The 16601-nt window shown below is 65.1% G+C and carries 12 protein-coding genes (1 of these 12 cut by a window edge); 2 read left to right on the top strand and 10 right to left on the bottom strand.

Translation table 11 applies throughout. The features are described from left to right. Positions 1-6: 6 nt before the first annotated feature. The 7 genes from NDN01_RS13640 to NDN01_RS13610 all read right to left on the bottom strand — a co-directional run bounded on the left by NDN01_RS13640 (position 7) and on the right by NDN01_RS13610 (position 10165). Positions 7-1086 (bottom strand): LacI family DNA-binding transcriptional regulator, encoded by a 1080-nt coding sequence (locus NDN01_RS13640; RefSeq protein WP_272622036.1) that lies wholly within the window; start codon positions 1084-1086, stop codon positions 7-9. Between the two features lie 82 nt (positions 1087-1168). Beyond that, positions 1169-2224 (bottom strand): LacI family DNA-binding transcriptional regulator, encoded by a 1056-nt coding sequence (locus NDN01_RS13635; protein ID WP_272622034.1) that lies wholly within the window; start codon positions 2222-2224, stop codon positions 1169-1171. 5 nt (positions 2225-2229) lie between these two features. Continuing rightward, positions 2230-3738, bottom strand: coding sequence for a tryptophan halogenase family protein (locus tag NDN01_RS13630; RefSeq protein WP_272622032.1), 1509 nt, complete (start codon positions 3736-3738; stop codon positions 2230-2232). Next, positions 3735-4766, bottom strand: a complete 1032-nt coding sequence (locus NDN01_RS13625; protein WP_272622030.1) for a cupin-like domain-containing protein — start codon at positions 4764-4766, stop codon at positions 3735-3737. The genes NDN01_RS13630 and NDN01_RS13625 overlap by 4 nt, the downstream gene beginning before the upstream one ends. Further along, positions 4759-5472, bottom strand: coding sequence for a SapC family protein (locus tag NDN01_RS13620; protein WP_272622028.1), 714 nt, complete (start codon positions 5470-5472; stop codon positions 4759-4761). The genes NDN01_RS13625 and NDN01_RS13620 overlap by 8 nt, the downstream gene beginning before the upstream one ends. 1 nt (position 5473) lies before the next feature. Next, entirely contained in the window at positions 5474-7057 is a 1584-nt protein-coding gene (locus NDN01_RS13615; protein WP_272622025.1) for a tryptophan halogenase family protein, read from the bottom strand. A gap of 93 nt (positions 7058-7150) precedes the next feature. Then, a complete protein-coding gene (locus NDN01_RS13610; protein WP_272622023.1) occupies positions 7151-10165 on the bottom strand; it encodes a TonB-dependent receptor in 3015 nt (1004 codons plus the stop codon). A 233-nt stretch (positions 10166-10398) separates the two neighbouring features. On the opposite strand from NDN01_RS13610, the gene NDN01_RS13605 reads away from it, so the two are divergent. Further along, positions 10399-12648 carry a beta-glucosidase family protein gene (locus NDN01_RS13605; protein WP_272628201.1) on the top strand — a complete coding sequence of 750 codons (2250 nt, stop codon included), beginning with the start codon at positions 10399-10401 and terminating at the stop codon, positions 12646-12648. A 61-nt stretch (positions 12649-12709) separates the two neighbouring features. After that, on the top strand, positions 12710-13933 hold the full coding sequence (locus NDN01_RS13600; RefSeq protein WP_272622021.1) for an MFS transporter: 1224 nt from the start codon (positions 12710-12712) through the stop codon (positions 13931-13933). Here the strand turns inward: NDN01_RS13600 and NDN01_RS13595 are convergent. The 3 genes in view from NDN01_RS13595 to NDN01_RS13585 are tightly spaced (each overlapping or abutting the next) and all read right to left on the bottom strand, a layout consistent with a single transcriptional unit that may run on beyond the window. After that, positions 13930-15699, bottom strand: coding sequence for an adenylyl cyclase (locus NDN01_RS13595; protein WP_272622019.1), 1770 nt, complete (start codon positions 15697-15699; stop codon positions 13930-13932). The genes NDN01_RS13600 and NDN01_RS13595 overlap by 4 nt on opposite strands. Continuing rightward, on the bottom strand, positions 15699-16391 hold the full coding sequence (locus NDN01_RS13590) for a DUF6445 family protein (protein ID WP_272622017.1): 693 nt from the start codon (positions 16389-16391) through the stop codon (positions 15699-15701). The genes NDN01_RS13595 and NDN01_RS13590 overlap by 1 nt, the downstream gene beginning before the upstream one ends. Continuing rightward, positions 16391-16601: the final stretch of a glycoside hydrolase family 16 protein gene (locus NDN01_RS13585; protein WP_272622015.1), read on the bottom strand. 614 nt of this gene lie beyond the right edge of the window; only the last 211 of its 825 coding nucleotides appear in the window; its start codon lies beyond the right edge, outside the window; its stop codon occupies positions 16391-16393. The genes NDN01_RS13590 and NDN01_RS13585 overlap by 1 nt, the downstream gene beginning before the upstream one ends.

The following is a 16601-nucleotide window of genomic DNA, read 5'->3' as shown; positions in this document are numbered from 1 at the left end:
GCTTCATCAGGCAAGGCGAAGGGTGGTCGCGAGCGGCCGCCGGCGGGGCGCCGCGTCGGACTGTCGCCGCACCAGCCGGAAGCCAAGCTGGAGGTGTCGCGGTGCCTGACGGTGCCCGGCGCGACGATCGAGGATTTCCTTCACCAGCAATTCGACGGCGGCGAGGGACATGTCGGTGATGGGCTGGTGGATGGTGGTGAGTTCTGGCCAGATGGTGGTGGCGAGGGCGGTGTCGTCGAAGCCGCAGACGGTGAGGTCGTTGGGCACGTCGAGGCCGTGTCGATGGGCGACGGCGACGGTGGCGGCGGCCATGTCGTCGTTGCTGGCGAAGATGGCGGAAGGCGGGTTGGCGAGGTCGAGCAGCTGCTCGGCGACGTCGAGGCCGGAGCGATAGGTGAACAGCCCCTGGGCGACGAGGTCGGCGTCATAGGGGAGACCGACCGCGTCGAGCGCATCGCGATATCCGGCGAGGCGGCGTTCGCTGGCGGTCTGGTCGGGATTGCCGATGATGAAGCCGATGCGCTGGTGGCCGAGCGCGGCGATGTGGCGGGTCATCTCGAAGGCGGCACGGTGATCGTCGATGCTGACGGCGGAGAAGCCGGGGGCGGGATGGCCGCTGGCGACGGTGACGGCGAGGCCATTGGCCTCGCGCAGCGCCTCGAGCAGGGTCAGCGAATCGCAGAGCGGCGGCGGCAGCACGATGCCCTCGACACCGCCGCGGAGCAGCCGGGTGGCGGCTTCCCGCGCCTGTTCGGGCCCGTCGCATTTCTCGACGATGATCTGGATGTTGGCGCGGCTGGCATAGTCGAGGCTGCCGACCAGGAACTCGCTGAGATAGGCGGCGCTGGGGTTGCTGTAGAGCAGGCCGATCCGCACCGGCGCGGCGCCGGCCAGGCTGCGCGCCGCTGGATTGGGGGTGTAGCTGAGCGCCGTGATCGCTGCATTGACCGCCTCTCGTGTCGTCGGATGTACGTTATGTTTCGCGTTGAGCACCCGGGACACCGTCATCGGGGACACGCCGGCCTTGCGGGCGACATCCTTGATGGTGGCGGCGTTTCGTTGCCGCCGCGACCGTTGCTGGTTCACGCGCCATGCTCCTGTCCCAGGCCGTCTCCGGATTCGGATCGTCGGATTGCGATCCCGATGCGGGGGCGTGCCATATGGTCGATCAGCCGTGCCGGGGCGGTGCCGTGGAGCTGCGCAGCACCAGCGTCGCCGGCACCGCGACTGGCATATCGGGAACATCGCGCCCGGCCTGGTCGGCGATGATCAGTTCGACGGCTCGCGCGACGACGTCGGCGATCGGCTGCACAACGGCGGTCAGCGGAGGGTGGGTGAAGCGGACGATCGGAGTGTCGTCGAAACTCACGAGTGACAGATCGCGCGGTACGTCGATGCCGCGCTCGCGACCCGTTTCGAGCGTCGCCAGCGCCATCTGATCGTTGCTTGCGATGATCGCGGTGGGCGGCATGCCCTGATCGAACAGGCGGGTTGCGGCGTTCCTGCCCGACGCGTAGCTGAAATCGCCTTCGGCGAGCAGGTCTGCGGTTTCCAGGCCTGCCTCCTCCATCGCAGCACGCCAGCCATGGACGCGCCAGGCACTGAGTTCATATTCAAGCGAGCCTGCGATGAAGCCGATCCTGCGATGGCCAAGCCCGATCAGATGCTCGGTTGCCATGCGTGCGGCGCGCTCGTCGTCCATCGTCAGGGCGAAGCCGGGTCCCTCCGTCAGCGAGCCGATCCGGGCGAAGCTGATCTTCTGTTCGTCGAGAAGATTGGTGATGAGCGGGTTCTGCGAATGGGGCGGCGTCAGGATCACGCCATCAGGTTGAAGCGCGGCGATCGCGGCGAGCAACTCGCGCTCGATATGGTCGCTATGCGTATCGACCAGTTCGACGATCATTCGATAGCCATATTCGGCGCAGGTGAGCATGCCGCCGAGCAGCATCTGATCGACCCAGTCGGTGCCCTCGCGCTTCCGCCAGTCGGCGATGGTGCGCTCGCGATCGTTGAGAGCGAGGATGAGATAGGAGCGCGATCCGCTCATCCGCTGGGCAGCGATCGAGGGCACATAGCCGAGCTTGTCGATCGAAGCCTGTACCCGGAGACTCATCTCGGGCCGGACGTTCGGCTCCTTGTTGATCACCCTGCTGACCGTCTGGAGCGATACGCCGGCGTCGGCCGCGACGTGCTTGATCGTGACGGCCTGCCGTCGCCGTGCCATTCTGCTCAGCCTCGTGTCGTTGGAGTCGCCGCGCCGCAATAACGGGCGACATAGGCACCGTGCTCGGGCAGCGACGCGACGGTGCGGGATACGTTGTCGCGGATCGTGCCGAGCAACTTGTCGACCTCGTCGTCGCGCAGCTTCTCGGCGATCGGATGATAGGTCCGGGGTATGATGCCCTGGCCCATCATCACCTGAACCCAGCTGTTCTCAGCGAACAGTTCCTCATTCTTGCGGAAGACGCGGCCTGTCTCTCGGAAAAGCTCGATCTTCTGGGCGAGCGAATCGGGGATCGTCATCGCCGCGCACTGGCGCCAGAAGGGGCTGTCGCGGCGCTCGGTAGCCTTGTAATGCAGGATCAGGAAATCGCGGATCTGCCGCGTATCCTCGTCCTGCTGGTCGTTGAACTCGGCCACGTCGCGGGCGCTGATCTCACCCATTGGCATCATCCGGATCAGCCGCAGTACGGCACGCTGGATCAGGTGAATGCTGGTCGATTCGAGCGGCTCCATGAAGCCGCCCGACAGGCCGATCGCGATGCAATTGCGATACCATTGGCGCCGCCTGGAACCGGTGGTGAAGCGGAGGAAATTGGGTTCGGTCAGCACGTCGCCCTCGACATTGCCGAGCAGCCGTTCGAGCGCATCGTCGCGCGAGAGATAGCGGCTGCAATAGACGAGGCCGTTGCCGCTGCGATGCTGGAGCGGGATGCGCCATTGCCAGCCCGCGTCGTGCGCCATCGCGCGGGTATAGGGCACAGGCGGGCGAACATTTTCGGTCTGGAGCGCGATGGCGCTGTCGCACGGCAGGTAGTGAGTCCAGTCGTCGAAGCCCGCGTGCAACGCCTGCTCGATCAGCACCGCGCAGAAACCCGTGCAATCGAGAAACAGGTCGCCTTCGACGCGCATGCCCGATTCAAGCACCAGTGCCGCGATATTCCCGCTCTCGCCGTCGAGGTCGACCCGAGCGATCTTGCCCTCGACGCGCTTCGTGCCGTCGCCCTCGGCCATGGTGCGGAGGAACTTCGCATAGAGGGTGGAATCGAGCTGGTAGGCGTAGTTCATCCCGTCGTCCGGGAGATGCGCGAACTTGCCCTGAAGCGCTGCGATCAGTTCCAGGCAATAATCGTCATAGGATTGGTCATGCCCCCTGGTGCGTCCGTACAACCAGAAATGCTGGAAGCCGGCGGACCAGTGGTCCTTGCCGGTCGCCCCGAACGAATGGAAATAGCGATCGCCGACCTGCTTCCAGTCGTCGAACAAGATGCCCAGCTTGAAGGTCGCCTGGGTTGCCCGCATGAACTCGGCTTCGTTGATACCGAGCAGGCGATTGTAGACGACGAGCGGCGGGATGGTGGATTCGCCGACGCCGATCGTGCCGATCGCATCGGATTCGACCAGGGTCAGGTCGGCTGTCCGCCCCAGGGTACGTGCAATGGCCGCCGCGGCCATCCAGCCGGCGGTGCCGCCGCCGGCGATGACGATACGTCGTGGGTGCGGGATGCCATCGGTCATTGGCTTAATTGCCTCAGCAGGAAGGCGCGGATACGGCCGGCGCTTTCGGGGGTCAACGGGGCGAGGATACTGCGCCCTTCTTCGGGAATATGCGTGGCGACGTCGTCAGCACTGCCGAACACATAATAGTCGAACAGGTCGCGCCAATAGGCCTTCTGGTCGTCGGGCAGGTCGCGGATCGACATCATCGCATGGTTGAGCGCGTCCTGCGGCTGACCGAGCCAGCGCGGCGTTTCGCGCCACCAATAATTGACCAGCACGTTGAACGGCTCGAGCCCTTCGACATGATGCCACCACAGGGCGGGGATGTAGAGCGCGTCGCCCGCGTCGAGCTCGGCGACCTGGGCGTGGGGCAGTGCTTCGCGGAAACGGGGGAAACGATTGAAATCGGGGGCGTGGAAATCGACCATGCTGATCGCGCGGCCGGCGGGCGTATTGTCGATCGGGCCAAGGTAGAGGTTGCGGAACTGCTCGCGCGGGAACAGCGTGAAGCGCCGACGGCCGACCGCGACACAGGCGAGGTTGTGCGGAAGGTCATTATGCGCCGCGATCCGCGTAGGTGTACCGATCCAGATGCTGGCGATCGGCGAGCGGTCGCCGAGATCGACATAATTCTCCTCATGCAGGCCGCTAAAGAACTGATGAACGTCAACTGAGCCGAGATAGATCGGCGGCGCGCCGGTACGGCCTTCGTTGGCCTCCATCTTTGCAAAAATCTCGGGCAATCTGGCGCGCAGGGTATGGAAGTTCATCCCCATCGCCTCGTCGTAGAATAGTCGCCCCCCCGATGCCGGGGAGCCCACCGATACCGTGAAGGGAACGTCGCGGTGCCGGCCAAGCAGATAGGCACGCGCGTCCCTGCTCGATCGCCGGCCGGCCTGCACCAGCGGCCAATCGGCGACCAGCCCCCGCACCAGGAAAGGACGATCGGCGTTGCGTAGCAGCGAGTCCAGCGCCGCCGTGTCGGCGACCGTGACTTCGGGCACGGTCGCCAGCGCTTCGAAGATCGCGGGATCGGCTTCAGCCATGCCCGATCCGGCGGTTCTTGCGCGCGATCAGTTCGCTCAATCGGCCGAGCGAGGCAATCGCCATGAAGATCGGCATCAGATGATCGTCGGCGTGCAACTCGCCCAATGTGGTGGCGTCGAGTTCACGCAGCCGATCCTCGTCGATACCGTGGAAACTGACGAGGCGATTGGTCGATCCGTCGTCGAGCGTGATCTCCAGCGTCAGCGGTTCGAGCAGTTTGTGGCGCTCAAGCGCAGAGAAGAAGCTTTCGGACTCCTGATAGCCCTCGTCGAGCGCGCCCAGTTTTTCGCTGATCGATTCAAGATAGGGGCTCGGCCGCCCGTCCTCGTCGAACAGCCGAACACCATCCCCGCCAATGCGTGGGCTGGCGAGGTCGATATGCACCTGCTTGTCGCCGTGCCCGGACGGCGACCCGCCGATCAGGAAAGGCTGGATGTCGACTGCCAGTGGCAGGTAGCGCGCGTCCCAGTTGCCGTTGTCGAGGAACAGGTTCTCGCCTGTTTCGAACCCGAACATCGCCAGCGCGGTGAAGCGGTCGCGCTCGTCGTTGAGGCGGAACAGGATCGGATATTCGTCCTGCACTCGGCGGAACTCGCTCGGTACTGCGATACTGCACATCACTGCATCGCCCAGCTCGGCACCGCGCCCGGTGCGTACGCGTAGCTTGCGATGATCTTCGGTGGTGAGAAGCGCGTGTTCGAGCATATCAGCGAGTGTTTTCCATGGATGGCGCCATATCGTGATGCGCGCGGAGTGCATCGAGATACGCGCGGTTGGTGGGCAGGCTGGCGGCGAGCACGCGCGCGCGCTGATCGACCTGGCGAAGCTGGTGGAGCACGCCGTCTCCGGGCGTTCCCCGGATCTGGCCGATGGGCGGGGCGGGGAAGCCCATGCCGTAAAGCACATATTGATAGCTCGCCGCCGGGAAGATCTCCTCCGCCGCCGGGAGGTCGGCGCGCGATGGCGGCTGGTCTCGCCAGAGGCGCAGCAGCTCCGCCAGCCGTAGTGGAATCGATGCGGGATCGCGATGATCGCGCCAATAGGGTTCGTCGCGCTCGCTCAGCACATAATGGAGCTTGAGGAACTCGACGATCCGGTCCCAGCGATAGCGGAACAATGTGTTGAAGCGACCTGCATGGATATCCATCACGTCGCGGGTGGCCGGGAAATTGTCGAGCAATGCCTCGAGCGACAGTTCGATCAGCACGATCGCCGATGCCTCGAGCGGTTCGAGGAAGCCCGCGGACAGGCCGATCGCGAGGCAGTTGCGCTCCCAGAAACGCTCGCGATGGCCCGACCGGAAGGTCAGGCGGCGGAACGACAGGCGTTCGGTATCGGTGCCAGGCATGGCGCCGCGCAGATAGGCGATGAGGGTCGCTTCGGCCGCTTCGTCGCTCGCATGCCGCGAGGAGTAGACGCAGCCGACGCCGCGCCGGGTCGGCAGGCCGATATCCCATATCCAGCCGGCGGCGTGCGCGGTGGCGTTGGTCTGCGATTCGATCGCGCTGTCGGGCGCGACCGGCACCTGCACCGCCAGCGCCCGATCATTGAACAGCTCGCCGCTTCGATCGAGAAAACCGACGCCATATTGCTCGCCGATCAGCAGCGCGGCGTGTCCGGTGCAATCGATGAACAGGTCGCCCGCGATGTCGTGCGAGGTGCGCGTACGGACCGCCGCGATATCGCCGTCCTCCGTCCGCTCGACGCCGACGACATGGTCGCGCACATGGCGCACGCCGAGCCGCTCGGTCGCGTGCCGGGTGAGCAAGGCCGCCAGCTTCGCGGCGTCGAGGTGATAGGCATAGTTGAGCGCACCCGCATAGTCCGGCATCGTCCTCTGGCGCGGGGCCAGGTCAAGCCTGCATGGGCGCGCCTGGGGCGTGACCATCTCTGCGAAGCGATGGTTGGGGCCCTGGTCGCGCCATGCCGCCACCACGTCGCGCGGATCGCCGTCGATCGGAGCGACGAAGGGATGGAGATAGTCGTCGCCCGCGCCGCCGGTGCGCCAGCCGACGAAGCGCGAACCCTGTTTGAACGAGGCATCGCAGGCGACCAGGAATTCGGTTTCGCTGATCCCGATCCGTTCGAGCGTCCGCCGCATCGTCGGCCAAGTGCCTTCGCCGACGCCGATGGTCGGGATATCGGGCGATTCGATCAGCGTCACCGCAATCGGCGCCCGGGTTGCCGGATTGGCGCGAGCAGCGATGAGGCAAGCCGCCAGCCAGCCGGCGGTGCCGCCGCCGACGATCACGATGCTGGAGACAGCCTTGTCCACGCTACGCGCCTTCATTCACAACCGGCAGCTTGCCGTGCGGGAAGAGGAAAAGCCACCCTCGTTGGAGGGTGGCTTTTCCGTCGTCTGCAGTCTCCCGGCGGGCCCGGATCAGAACGCCGCTCGAACGCCGACCGCGTAACGGGCGAACCCCGGCGAGACGAGGGTGACGTTGCGATCGGACCGCTGATGCTGGCGCCGACCTGCGCCGGTCAGGTTGATGGCCTCGGCGAAGACGCTCATCCCCTTCCTGAACTCGTAGCTCGCGCTCGCGTCCACCTGGCCATAGGCCTCGGTATAGGTCGGGTTGGGACCTGTCGCCTGCAGGAATTCGCCGCGCCAGTTGTACGCGACACGCGCCTGTATGCCGTATTTGTCGAAGAACGCGACCGCGTTCGCGCTGTTGCTGAGGCCGGTCAGCGCGAACTGTGTGACGGTGGCAGGCTTGCTGTTGTCGTACTTCGCGCTGCCGTCGACGATCGTGTAGTTCAGAATCGCGCCGAAGCCGGTATCCCAGAAGCTGTGCTGGACGGCGAATTCCCAGCCATGGATCGACGCGGTCTGGTCGCTGTTCACCGGCGTGGTGATCTGGAAGTTGAGCGCTGGATCCTCGGGCAGGGCGTAGATCAGGCCCTGCGCCGCGTTCGACGATTGCGGGTAATGGGCGAAGATATACTGGCGGATCTGGGTGGCCGTCGCATTCGCCCCGAGTGCCGCGAGCGCCGCATTGTAGCGCGGACCGCCCACGGGGGTGGTCAGGCCGAACGCGGTGGTATCGACGCGGGTGGTCGAAATGAAGTTCGCGACGTTCTTGTGGAAATAGCCAATCGAAATATAGCTGTCGCGACCATAATACCACTCGGCCGACAGATCGATATTCTTCGACTTGTACGGGATCAGGCCCGGGTTGCCTTGCGCGCCGGTGCCTCCGCCGACACGGAACAGTCCGTCCAGCGTTCGCCCGCCTTGCATGACGTCATAGGCGGCGCGAGTGATCGTGTGGCTGTACGATGCGCGCAGTTTGACGTTGTGAAGTGGAGAGATATCGAAATCGACCGACGGCAGCCAGTTCTGGTACTGGCCCCGGAACTGAGTGAAGGTGCTGTCGCCTGAGAGGACGACGTTGAACTCGTTGTCCGACACCCACTGGGTGCGTGATGGTACCGGCACCAGCGCCGAGGACGAGACGTTGGTCGTCTCGTAGCGCAGGCCGGCGACGATGTGCGCCGGATTGTCGAACGCGTCGAACTTGGTCGCTACCTGCAGATAGGGTGCGATCGTCTTTTCGGTGATGCGCCGGTCTGTATTGAAATCCGCAAGGCAGGTGCCGGGAGCGGCGGTACCCGATCGCGGCTTGCTGCACGCCTGGAACTTCGATTCAAGCAGGTCGACCATCTGCTCGAAATTGAAGGTGTAGAATTTCTGGGCCATGCCCGACTGCGCAAGGCCTGGGAACAGGTTCGGCAGCGTTGCGAGCGAGAGCATGTTGTCGGGAAGCGACGACGCAGGGCCGATGCCGCCCCAGGTGTCGTTCTGGATGGTGCCGAAGGCCGAGCGGACCTTGTTCTGCACATAGGAGACGCCGAAATCGAGGCTGTCGAGGAAGCCGCCCTGATGATCATAGTGGCTGCTCAACTGGACCTGGTTGATCTCGTCCCTGAAATAGGCGTTGCGAAAAGCACTGCCGGTTGGCGTGACCAGCGCGGCGTTGAGCGGATCGATGCCGGGGGCCATATTGTACGAGATGACCGGTAGGTCATGGTCGAAATTGATCGTCTGGTTCTGGACACCGAAGATCGCGGTGCCGACCGACATGTTCGAGCCGTATTTGTTGGTCGGCTTCACTTCCGCGGTCGAGTGATGCGCATCGAGCGTCACCGTCATCCCGCCCGGTGCCTTCCACACCAGGTTGCCGCCGAGCGACTTGTTCTCCGCGCGGTTGGCGGTGAGCGACCCGCTATAGGAAAGGTCCTTTCCGACGTTGCAGGTCGTCGACGGCGCCACGCAGCCGGCATCCGGCGCGGCGAAGCGCTCGGTATAGAAGACCGGGCCGGCAACTGGACCATTGGTCCAGGAACTCGACGTGTCGTCATGGTTGAACCAGATGCCGACATTGCTGTTGCGGGTTTCGACGGTGTTGCGTGAATAGGTATAGTCGATCGTCGCGGTTAGCGCATCGGTCGGGCGGAATTGCAGGACCGCCTGGCCGTTGATGCGCTCGCGATTGATGTTGTTGAACTCATACGACGCATTCTGCGGGACCTGATAGACGTCGGTCGGGCCCGGCCGGTTGGTGATGTTCGCGGCGCGCGGCGTTCCGGGCGGCGCCAGCGAGCCCCAGTTGTTCTCGTTGCCGAGATAGCCGTCACGCCAGCCGACGATCGCCTGGTTCGTGCTCGCCTTGCGCTTCTGATAGGAGCCGATGACCGCAAAGCCGATACGGTCGTCCGCCAGGGTCGTGCTGAAGATGCCCGAGACTTCCGGCGTGACGTCGTTCTTGCCGTTCTGGGAGGTATCCATCACGCCCTTGACGGCGAGGCTGCCGCGGGTGCCCGGCCGGTCGAACGGGCGCGGGGTACGGATATTGATGGTCGAGCCGATGCCGCCGGATTCGATCGACGCGCGGCCGCTCTTGTACACTTCGACCGCGGCGACGCCCTCGGAGGCAAGGTTGGCGAAGTCGAATGAACGCGACGACGGCGCGCTGCCGCCGTCGCCGATCAGGGCGGTCGGCATCTGGCGGCCATTGAGCGTCACAAGGTTGAATTCAGGGCCGAAGCCGCGAACGGTAACCAGCGAGCCTTCGCCATTGGAACGGTCGATCGACACGCCGGTGATGCGCTGAAGCGATTCGGCGAGGTTGGTGTCGGGGAATTTGCCGATCTCCTCGGCCGAGATGGCATCGACGACGCCCTGTGAATCGCGCTTGATATCGAGCGACCGCCGCAAACTGGCGCGGATGCCGGTGACCACGATGTCGCCCTCTGGCGCGTCTGCCTGACTTCGCGAATCGCCAGTTACCGCCGGTGCATTTTGCGCTGTCGCTGCGTGCGGCACGGCCGCAATCCCGATTGCCGAAACACTCACCAAAAGCCGCGAAAGCGAGCTGGCATTGAAGCTGCGCATCGATCCTCCCCCATTTTTGTCAACGTTGTCACGCCGACTTGTTGTAACGCGATTCAGTTCGCGTTTGATTTGAGAACGTTCTCATGACTCGTCGGACAATTCGTGTCAAGTCAGTTGAGAACGTTCTCAAACTGTGCTGTTGGTGGTCGATCGACGCATAGGCGTGAGCGGAATGGTGGCAATGGATCGGTCCGATCCCCTGTCGGCGGGCCGGCAAAAGGAGGAGAGAGATGATGTCGAAACGTATCGCCGTGGCGCTGCTCAGCGTTTCGCTTGCTGCAATGGCGAGCGCGCAGTCGGTGCCGTCTCGCACCTCGGCATCCGTGGCTTCGCATGATGCACGGGCACGCGCCCGGACCATCGTCGCCCGGATGACCCTCGATGAGAAGATCGGGCTCGTCCACGGGCTGTTTCCGCCCATGGCCAAGGGCAAGACGGCCAATGAGCTGATCCCCTCGGCCGGCCATATCGACGGTATTCCGCGACTCGGCATCCCGTTGATCCGCGAGAGCGATGCCTCTCTGGGCGTCGCCAACCAGGTCGAACAGCGCAAGGGCGATGTCGCGACCGCGCTGCCGTCGAGCCTGGCGACGGCGGCGAGCTTCGACCCGGATATGGCCCATGCCGGCGGTGCCATGATCGGGGCCGAGGCGCGCGCCAAGCGTTTCAGCGTGCTGCTTGCCGGCGGCGTCAACCTGACGCGCGATCCCTGGAACGGGCGCAATTTCGAATATCTGGGCGAGGACCCGCTTCTGTCGGGCGAGATGGCCGGTGCTCATATCGCGGGTGTCCAGTCGAACCGCATCGTCTCGACGGTCAAGCATTTCGCGCTCAACGCACAGGAGACCGGGCGCATGGTCGTCGATGCGCGGATCGACGAGGCCAGCCTGCGGCAGAGCGACCTGCTCGCCTTCCAGATCGCGATCGAGCGGGGGAAGCCCGGGTCGGTCATGTGTTCGTACAACAAGGTCAATGGCGACTGGGCGTGCGAGAACGATTTCCTGCTGAATCATGTGCTGAAGCGCGACTGGGGCTATCGCGGCTGGGTGATGAGCGACTGGGGCGGAGTCCATTCGACCGCCAAGGCGGCCAATGCGGGGCTAGACCAGGAATCGGGTCAGGAACTGGATAGCGAGATCTTCTTCAGCGACCGGCTCAAGGCCGATGTCGAATCGGGCAAGGTGCCGATGGTCCGGCTCGACGATATGGTCGTGCGTTATCTGACCGGACTGATCGAAACGGGCCTGTACGATGCGCCGGTGCCGGACACGGCCCAGACGATCCCTTATGAACAGCACGCGGATGTAGCGCAGCGCGCGGCCGAGGCCGGCATCGTGCTGCTCAAGAATGACGGCGGCCTGTTGCCGCTCGCGGCCACGGCCAAACGCATCGTGCTGATCGGCGGCCATGCCGATGTCGGTGTGTTGTCCGGTGGCGGGTCGAGCCAGGTCCGCTCGGTCGGCGGGGCACCCATCGAAATCCCGCTGACCTCGGGCGCGGCGATGTCGTTCGCTCGCCTTACCTACCACGCCTCCTCGCCGCTCAAGGCGCTGCGCGCCGCCATGCCGCAAGCACAGATCAGCTTCGTCGACGGAAAGGATGCCGCCGCCGCGGCGGCGGCGGCACGTGCCGCCGACGTCGCGATCGTGTTCGGGACTCAGTGGACGACCGAGGCCCAGGATGTTCCGAACCTTTCCCTGCCCGACGGGCAGGACGCGCTGATCGCGTCCGTGGCTGCGGCACAGCCACGGACAATCGCGGTGCTTGAAACCGGCGGGCCTGTGCTGATGCCCTGGATTCAGGCCGTGCCGGCGGTTGTCCAGGCCTGGTATCCCGGGCAGCGAGGTGGCGAGGCGATCGCCAATATCCTGAGCGGCCGGGTCAATCCGTCCGGCCGTTTGCCAATCACGTTCCTTGCCGCTGCGTCCCAGGCGCCGCGCCTGGCGCCGGTTGGGCTCGATACGCTGACCTCGCTCGAGGCGCAGGCCGCGGCCGATCCGGCCAGCGCGGGCAAGTATCGGCTCGGTAGCTTCCCGGTCGATTATGTCGAAGGGGCCGATGTCGGATATCGCTGGTATGAGAAGAAGGGCCAGCAACCCCTGTTCGCGTTCGGGCATGGGCTCAGCTACACCAGCTTCACCTATCGCCGTCCGATCGTGACCGGCGGCAAGACGCTGAGTCTCTCGTTCGAGGTGGTCAATACCGGCCGCAGCGCAGGCACGGACGTGCCGCAGATGTATGTCACGCGCGACGGATCGAAGGCGCCGATGCGGCTTGCCGCGTTCAAGCGGGTCTCCCTGAAGCCGGGCGAATCGCGTCGGGTGACTCTGATCGCTGAGCCACGTGTCGTCGCAGACTATGATCTGAAGCTGCCGGGCTGGCGGATCGCCGGCGGCCGCTACCGCGTCGCGCTGGCGCGCGACGCCACCGATCGCTCGATGGTCTCGACCGCGACGCTCGAACCGGCGACGATGAAGCCGTGACCTGAAGGCATTGTGCGTGTTGCCGATCGCCGTTGGCGGGCGCAATAAACGGCAATAGCCGATGCCTTTCCCCTTGCTCTCTTCGCTTGCGGGCCGACCGCGCGACGGCCATCGCGCGGTCGGCTTCCTGCTGGTCTACGCGATCGCCCATGTCGGCGGGGTGATGGGCTATTTGCCGCTCCTCAGCCTGTTGCTGCCGATGAAGATCGAGGCGGTGGCGGGCGATGCGAGGCTTGGTGTGTTCACCGCGACGGTGACCAGCGGCGCGATCGCGGCGAGCCTGTCGAGCATCCTGTTCGGCTGGCTCAGCGATGGCTCGGTGGCGGCCGGGAAGGGACGTCGCAAGTGGGTGGCCGGCGGCCTGGTCGCGACGGCCATGTCCTATGCACTGATCGATGCCGCGTCGACGCCCGGCGCGATTATCGTGGCGACAATCGTTTTCCAGACTGGGCTCAACGCGATGCTGGGGCCGCTCGCGGCAATCATGGCGGACGAGATACCCGACGCCCAGAAGGGTTTCACCGGCGGCCTGCTTGCGCTGGCCAACCCGGCGGCATCGGCGGTGCTCGCGATCGTGGTGAGTGTCGGCACGCTCGGCCAGGCAGCGCAACTCGCGATCGTGGTGCTGGCGATCGCCGCATGCGTGACGCCGCTGCTATTCGCCCGCGCACGCCCGGTTCCGATCGTGATCGAGCCGGGCCGGTTGGCCATTTCCCAACGCCATGACCTTGCCGCCGCGTGGGGCGCGCGGCTCTTCATGCAGATCGCTGGCGTGGTCCTGTCGCTGTACCTGCTCTATTATTTCGAGAGCGTCACCCCGAACGAACCGCATCGCGACCTCGCGTCGCGCGTCGGCCATCTGTTGACGATATCGTTCATCCTGCCGTTGCCGATCGCCGTGCTGGCCGGTCGCCTGTCCGACCGACTTGATCGTCGCAAGCCGTTTCTGATCGCGGCCGCCATCGTCGCTGCCATCGGCCTGCTCGGCATGGCGTTCGCGCGCGACTGGGGGACGGGTGCGCTGGCATTCGGTGTCTATGCGATCGGTTCCGGCGTGTTCCTGCCGTTGCACGCGGCCTTTTCGATGCAGTTGCTGCCGGACCCGCAGCATCGCGGTCGCGATCTGGGGCTGATCAATTTGACGAACACGCTTCCGTCGCTGCTTGGCCCGTTGCTTACCTGGTCGCTGGCGACACCGCATGATTTCAGCGCCGTCATGCTCGCGTTGGTGGCATTGACCTTGTGCGGCGGCCTCTGCGTTCTCGGGGTGCGCGGCCGGCGTTAGGGATGGGGCGGATAGGTGACGAGCGTCTGCCTGATCGCTCCGGGCCGCGCCGCCGCTCCGGCCTCGTTGACCAGATGCGCGATCGTGCCCTTGCCCCCGCCGAGCGAGATCGTCGTGACGCTGGAGAAGCGGATGCCCGGCTTGCGCGGCGCCTCGATCGCGCTTTCCACCACGATGCCGGGGTCGGCGGTGAAGTTCGCATAGATGCCCAGCGCAACGGCCTCATGATCGTCGACCCCGTCCGCAACCTTGTAGGCGGCCCAGCCGCGTGTCGTGCCGGCCATGTAAGCGGACTGGCTTGGCGGATCATAGGGCAGCTCGTTCTGGTAGAACCAGGTCCGTCCGCGCTCTCCGTTCCAGAGCGTGTTGTAGCGGCGGAAATGCTCAACGAAGAGCGCACACATCGTCACATCGTCGCCATTCACCACCAGCCCCTGATTGCCGACGCTCTCATCCCAGCCGACATGGACGCGGCCCCTTGCCCGATCGCCATGATCGGCACGCCAGATCCACAGATGGTCGCCGATCACATGGTGGCTGTTGATCTCCAGGCAGGTCTCGGCATTGCCGATGCTTGCTCCGCCGACGCGGAAGAAAAGGTCCGACAGAAGCGTGGGATTGGCGCGGTGGTCGCGCATGGTACCCCTTGGACCTATTTCAACCAGTACCGGGGAGAGCATCGGTCCGGCATCGATCATTAGTCCCGCGATCGTGACGCCCGGGACGTCGGCGACGACGATCGCCTTGCTGCTGCCTTCCGCCAGCAAGGTGGCGAGGCCGAGCCCAAGGACGACGGTGTCCGCGCGATCGATCCTGAGTGGCGTGTCGAGGTGATAGATACCGGGCGTCAGCAACAGATTCCGCCCGAGCGCCAGGGCAGCGTTGATCTGTCGTGCCGGCATGTCGGGACGACCGATGAAGAAGCGCGAGAGCGGAATGGAACTGCCCTGCGGTTTCCGGTCTCCCCAACTGACGCCCCGTGCCGTCCGCCGCAGGGCCGGTACGAACACCTTCCATTCACCAGTCGCGTCGATGTGGAGGAAGGGCTTGTCTCGAATGACGGGAACGGCCGAGATGGTCGTATAGGGCGGTTCGGGAAAGCTCGCCGCCGGGGCGCCGTCGACGCCCATGAACATCATGTTCCAGTTCGCGCCATTCCAGCCGCGTATCTCGCTGTTGCGGGTGAACCATTGCTGTTGGCTGCCCGAGCGGATGGTGCCGTCGATCCGACAGTCGGCGATGAAGCCTCCGCTCGACCAGCCGCCATCGTCCAGCGCGAGGTCTCCGCCCAGATGGACCCGACGATACGGTGCCGCCTGCGATACCGCCCAGCGATCGGCGCCGTCGGGCGGGCGGACCTCCAGATTCTCGACGCCGCGCCAGAAGTTCACCAGCGCCATTCCCTTTGCCCAGTCGGCTTCGGCATGGACGTGCCCCTCGATGACGACGTCGCCGGGCATCGCGCCGAGGCCGGCGACCTGCGTGAAGAAGCCGACATTGACGTCGACATCATATCGGCCGGGCTTGAACAGAATTGCGTGGCGCGCATCGGTGAAATGGGCGCGTTCCATCGACCGGAAGATGGCATCGACCCGCTGCTGGAGGACGGCGCGCGGCATGGACGGATCTGCGATCAGGACATTCGGCCCGAGATCCGGATTCGGAGAGCGGGCAGGGCGGGCCGCAGCGCCCGCCGTCACCGCGGCGACCGCCGCTCCACTTAGGCCCGCCACTACCGACCGGCGCGTTGGCTGAAATGCGTCCATCAGCGCGTCTCCTCTTGTTCGATTGACAGGAACGCCGTGATCGTCAGCCGGCCGCCGGCCGGATCGGACGACAACAGGGCGTCCGGCGAGATCGCGCCGCTGTGCAGCAGATAGCTCCGATAGATCAGGGCGCGATTGTAGCACGCGTCCACCAGCATCGTGCGCTCGAACAGGGGGGTGTCTCCGGCGACATAGGCGAGGGACGGTTCCCCGCCGTAACGGATTTCGGCGCCGAGCTGATCGAAATAGATTGGCGCGCGGGCCTGATCGATCGTCTCGAACCCGGTGGACCGGTGGCGGAAAAAGGCGGTGCCGTCGCCTCCTGCAGGTGAGAGATAATGCAGGAGAGCGATCCGTTCGACGGCGAAGGCATCGCAATGGGGCAGGCGCTGGGTGACCGACAGGGCGGCAGGTTCCGAGGTGACCATCGAAAAGCTGGCGTCGATCACCTGGGCAAGGCCGGTTTGGCCGAAGGCATCGGCGACGATGGTCGCGATGATTGGTTGCTGCTCCAGTATATATCCCGTCGGAAGCGGCGCGCGGATGCCCGGGTAATGATGCTCGGCCGGGCCGAAATGGGCGGCGATCGCTGCGGCACGGAGCGCGTCGGGGTCGGGCGCGAAATTGTCGATGACGACGAGCGGCTGCTTCTCGCGGCCGAGGTGATGGACCGTGATATCGGGCTGGCTCATTATTGCGGCGCCCTTTGCCAATAGCGCACATAGTCGATCGCCATCCGTTGCGGCAGCGCGGCGTCGTCAACGCCCTTCGCGCCACCCCAGTCGCCGCCGATCGCGAGGTTGAGGATCAGGTTATAGGGGCGGGTGAACGGCCACGCCGCCTTGCCGCCCGCCTGGTCGTTCCTGACCTGCATATAAGCGCGGTCGTCGACCCCGATGGTG

Source organism: Sphingomonas sp. QA11, assembly GCF_028473665.1.
GTDB lineage: Bacteria > Pseudomonadota > Alphaproteobacteria > Sphingomonadales > Sphingomonadaceae > Sphingomonas > Sphingomonas phytovorans.
The sequence above is the reverse complement of the archived record's forward strand: the minus strand, read 5'-3'. Positions and strand labels throughout refer to the sequence as shown.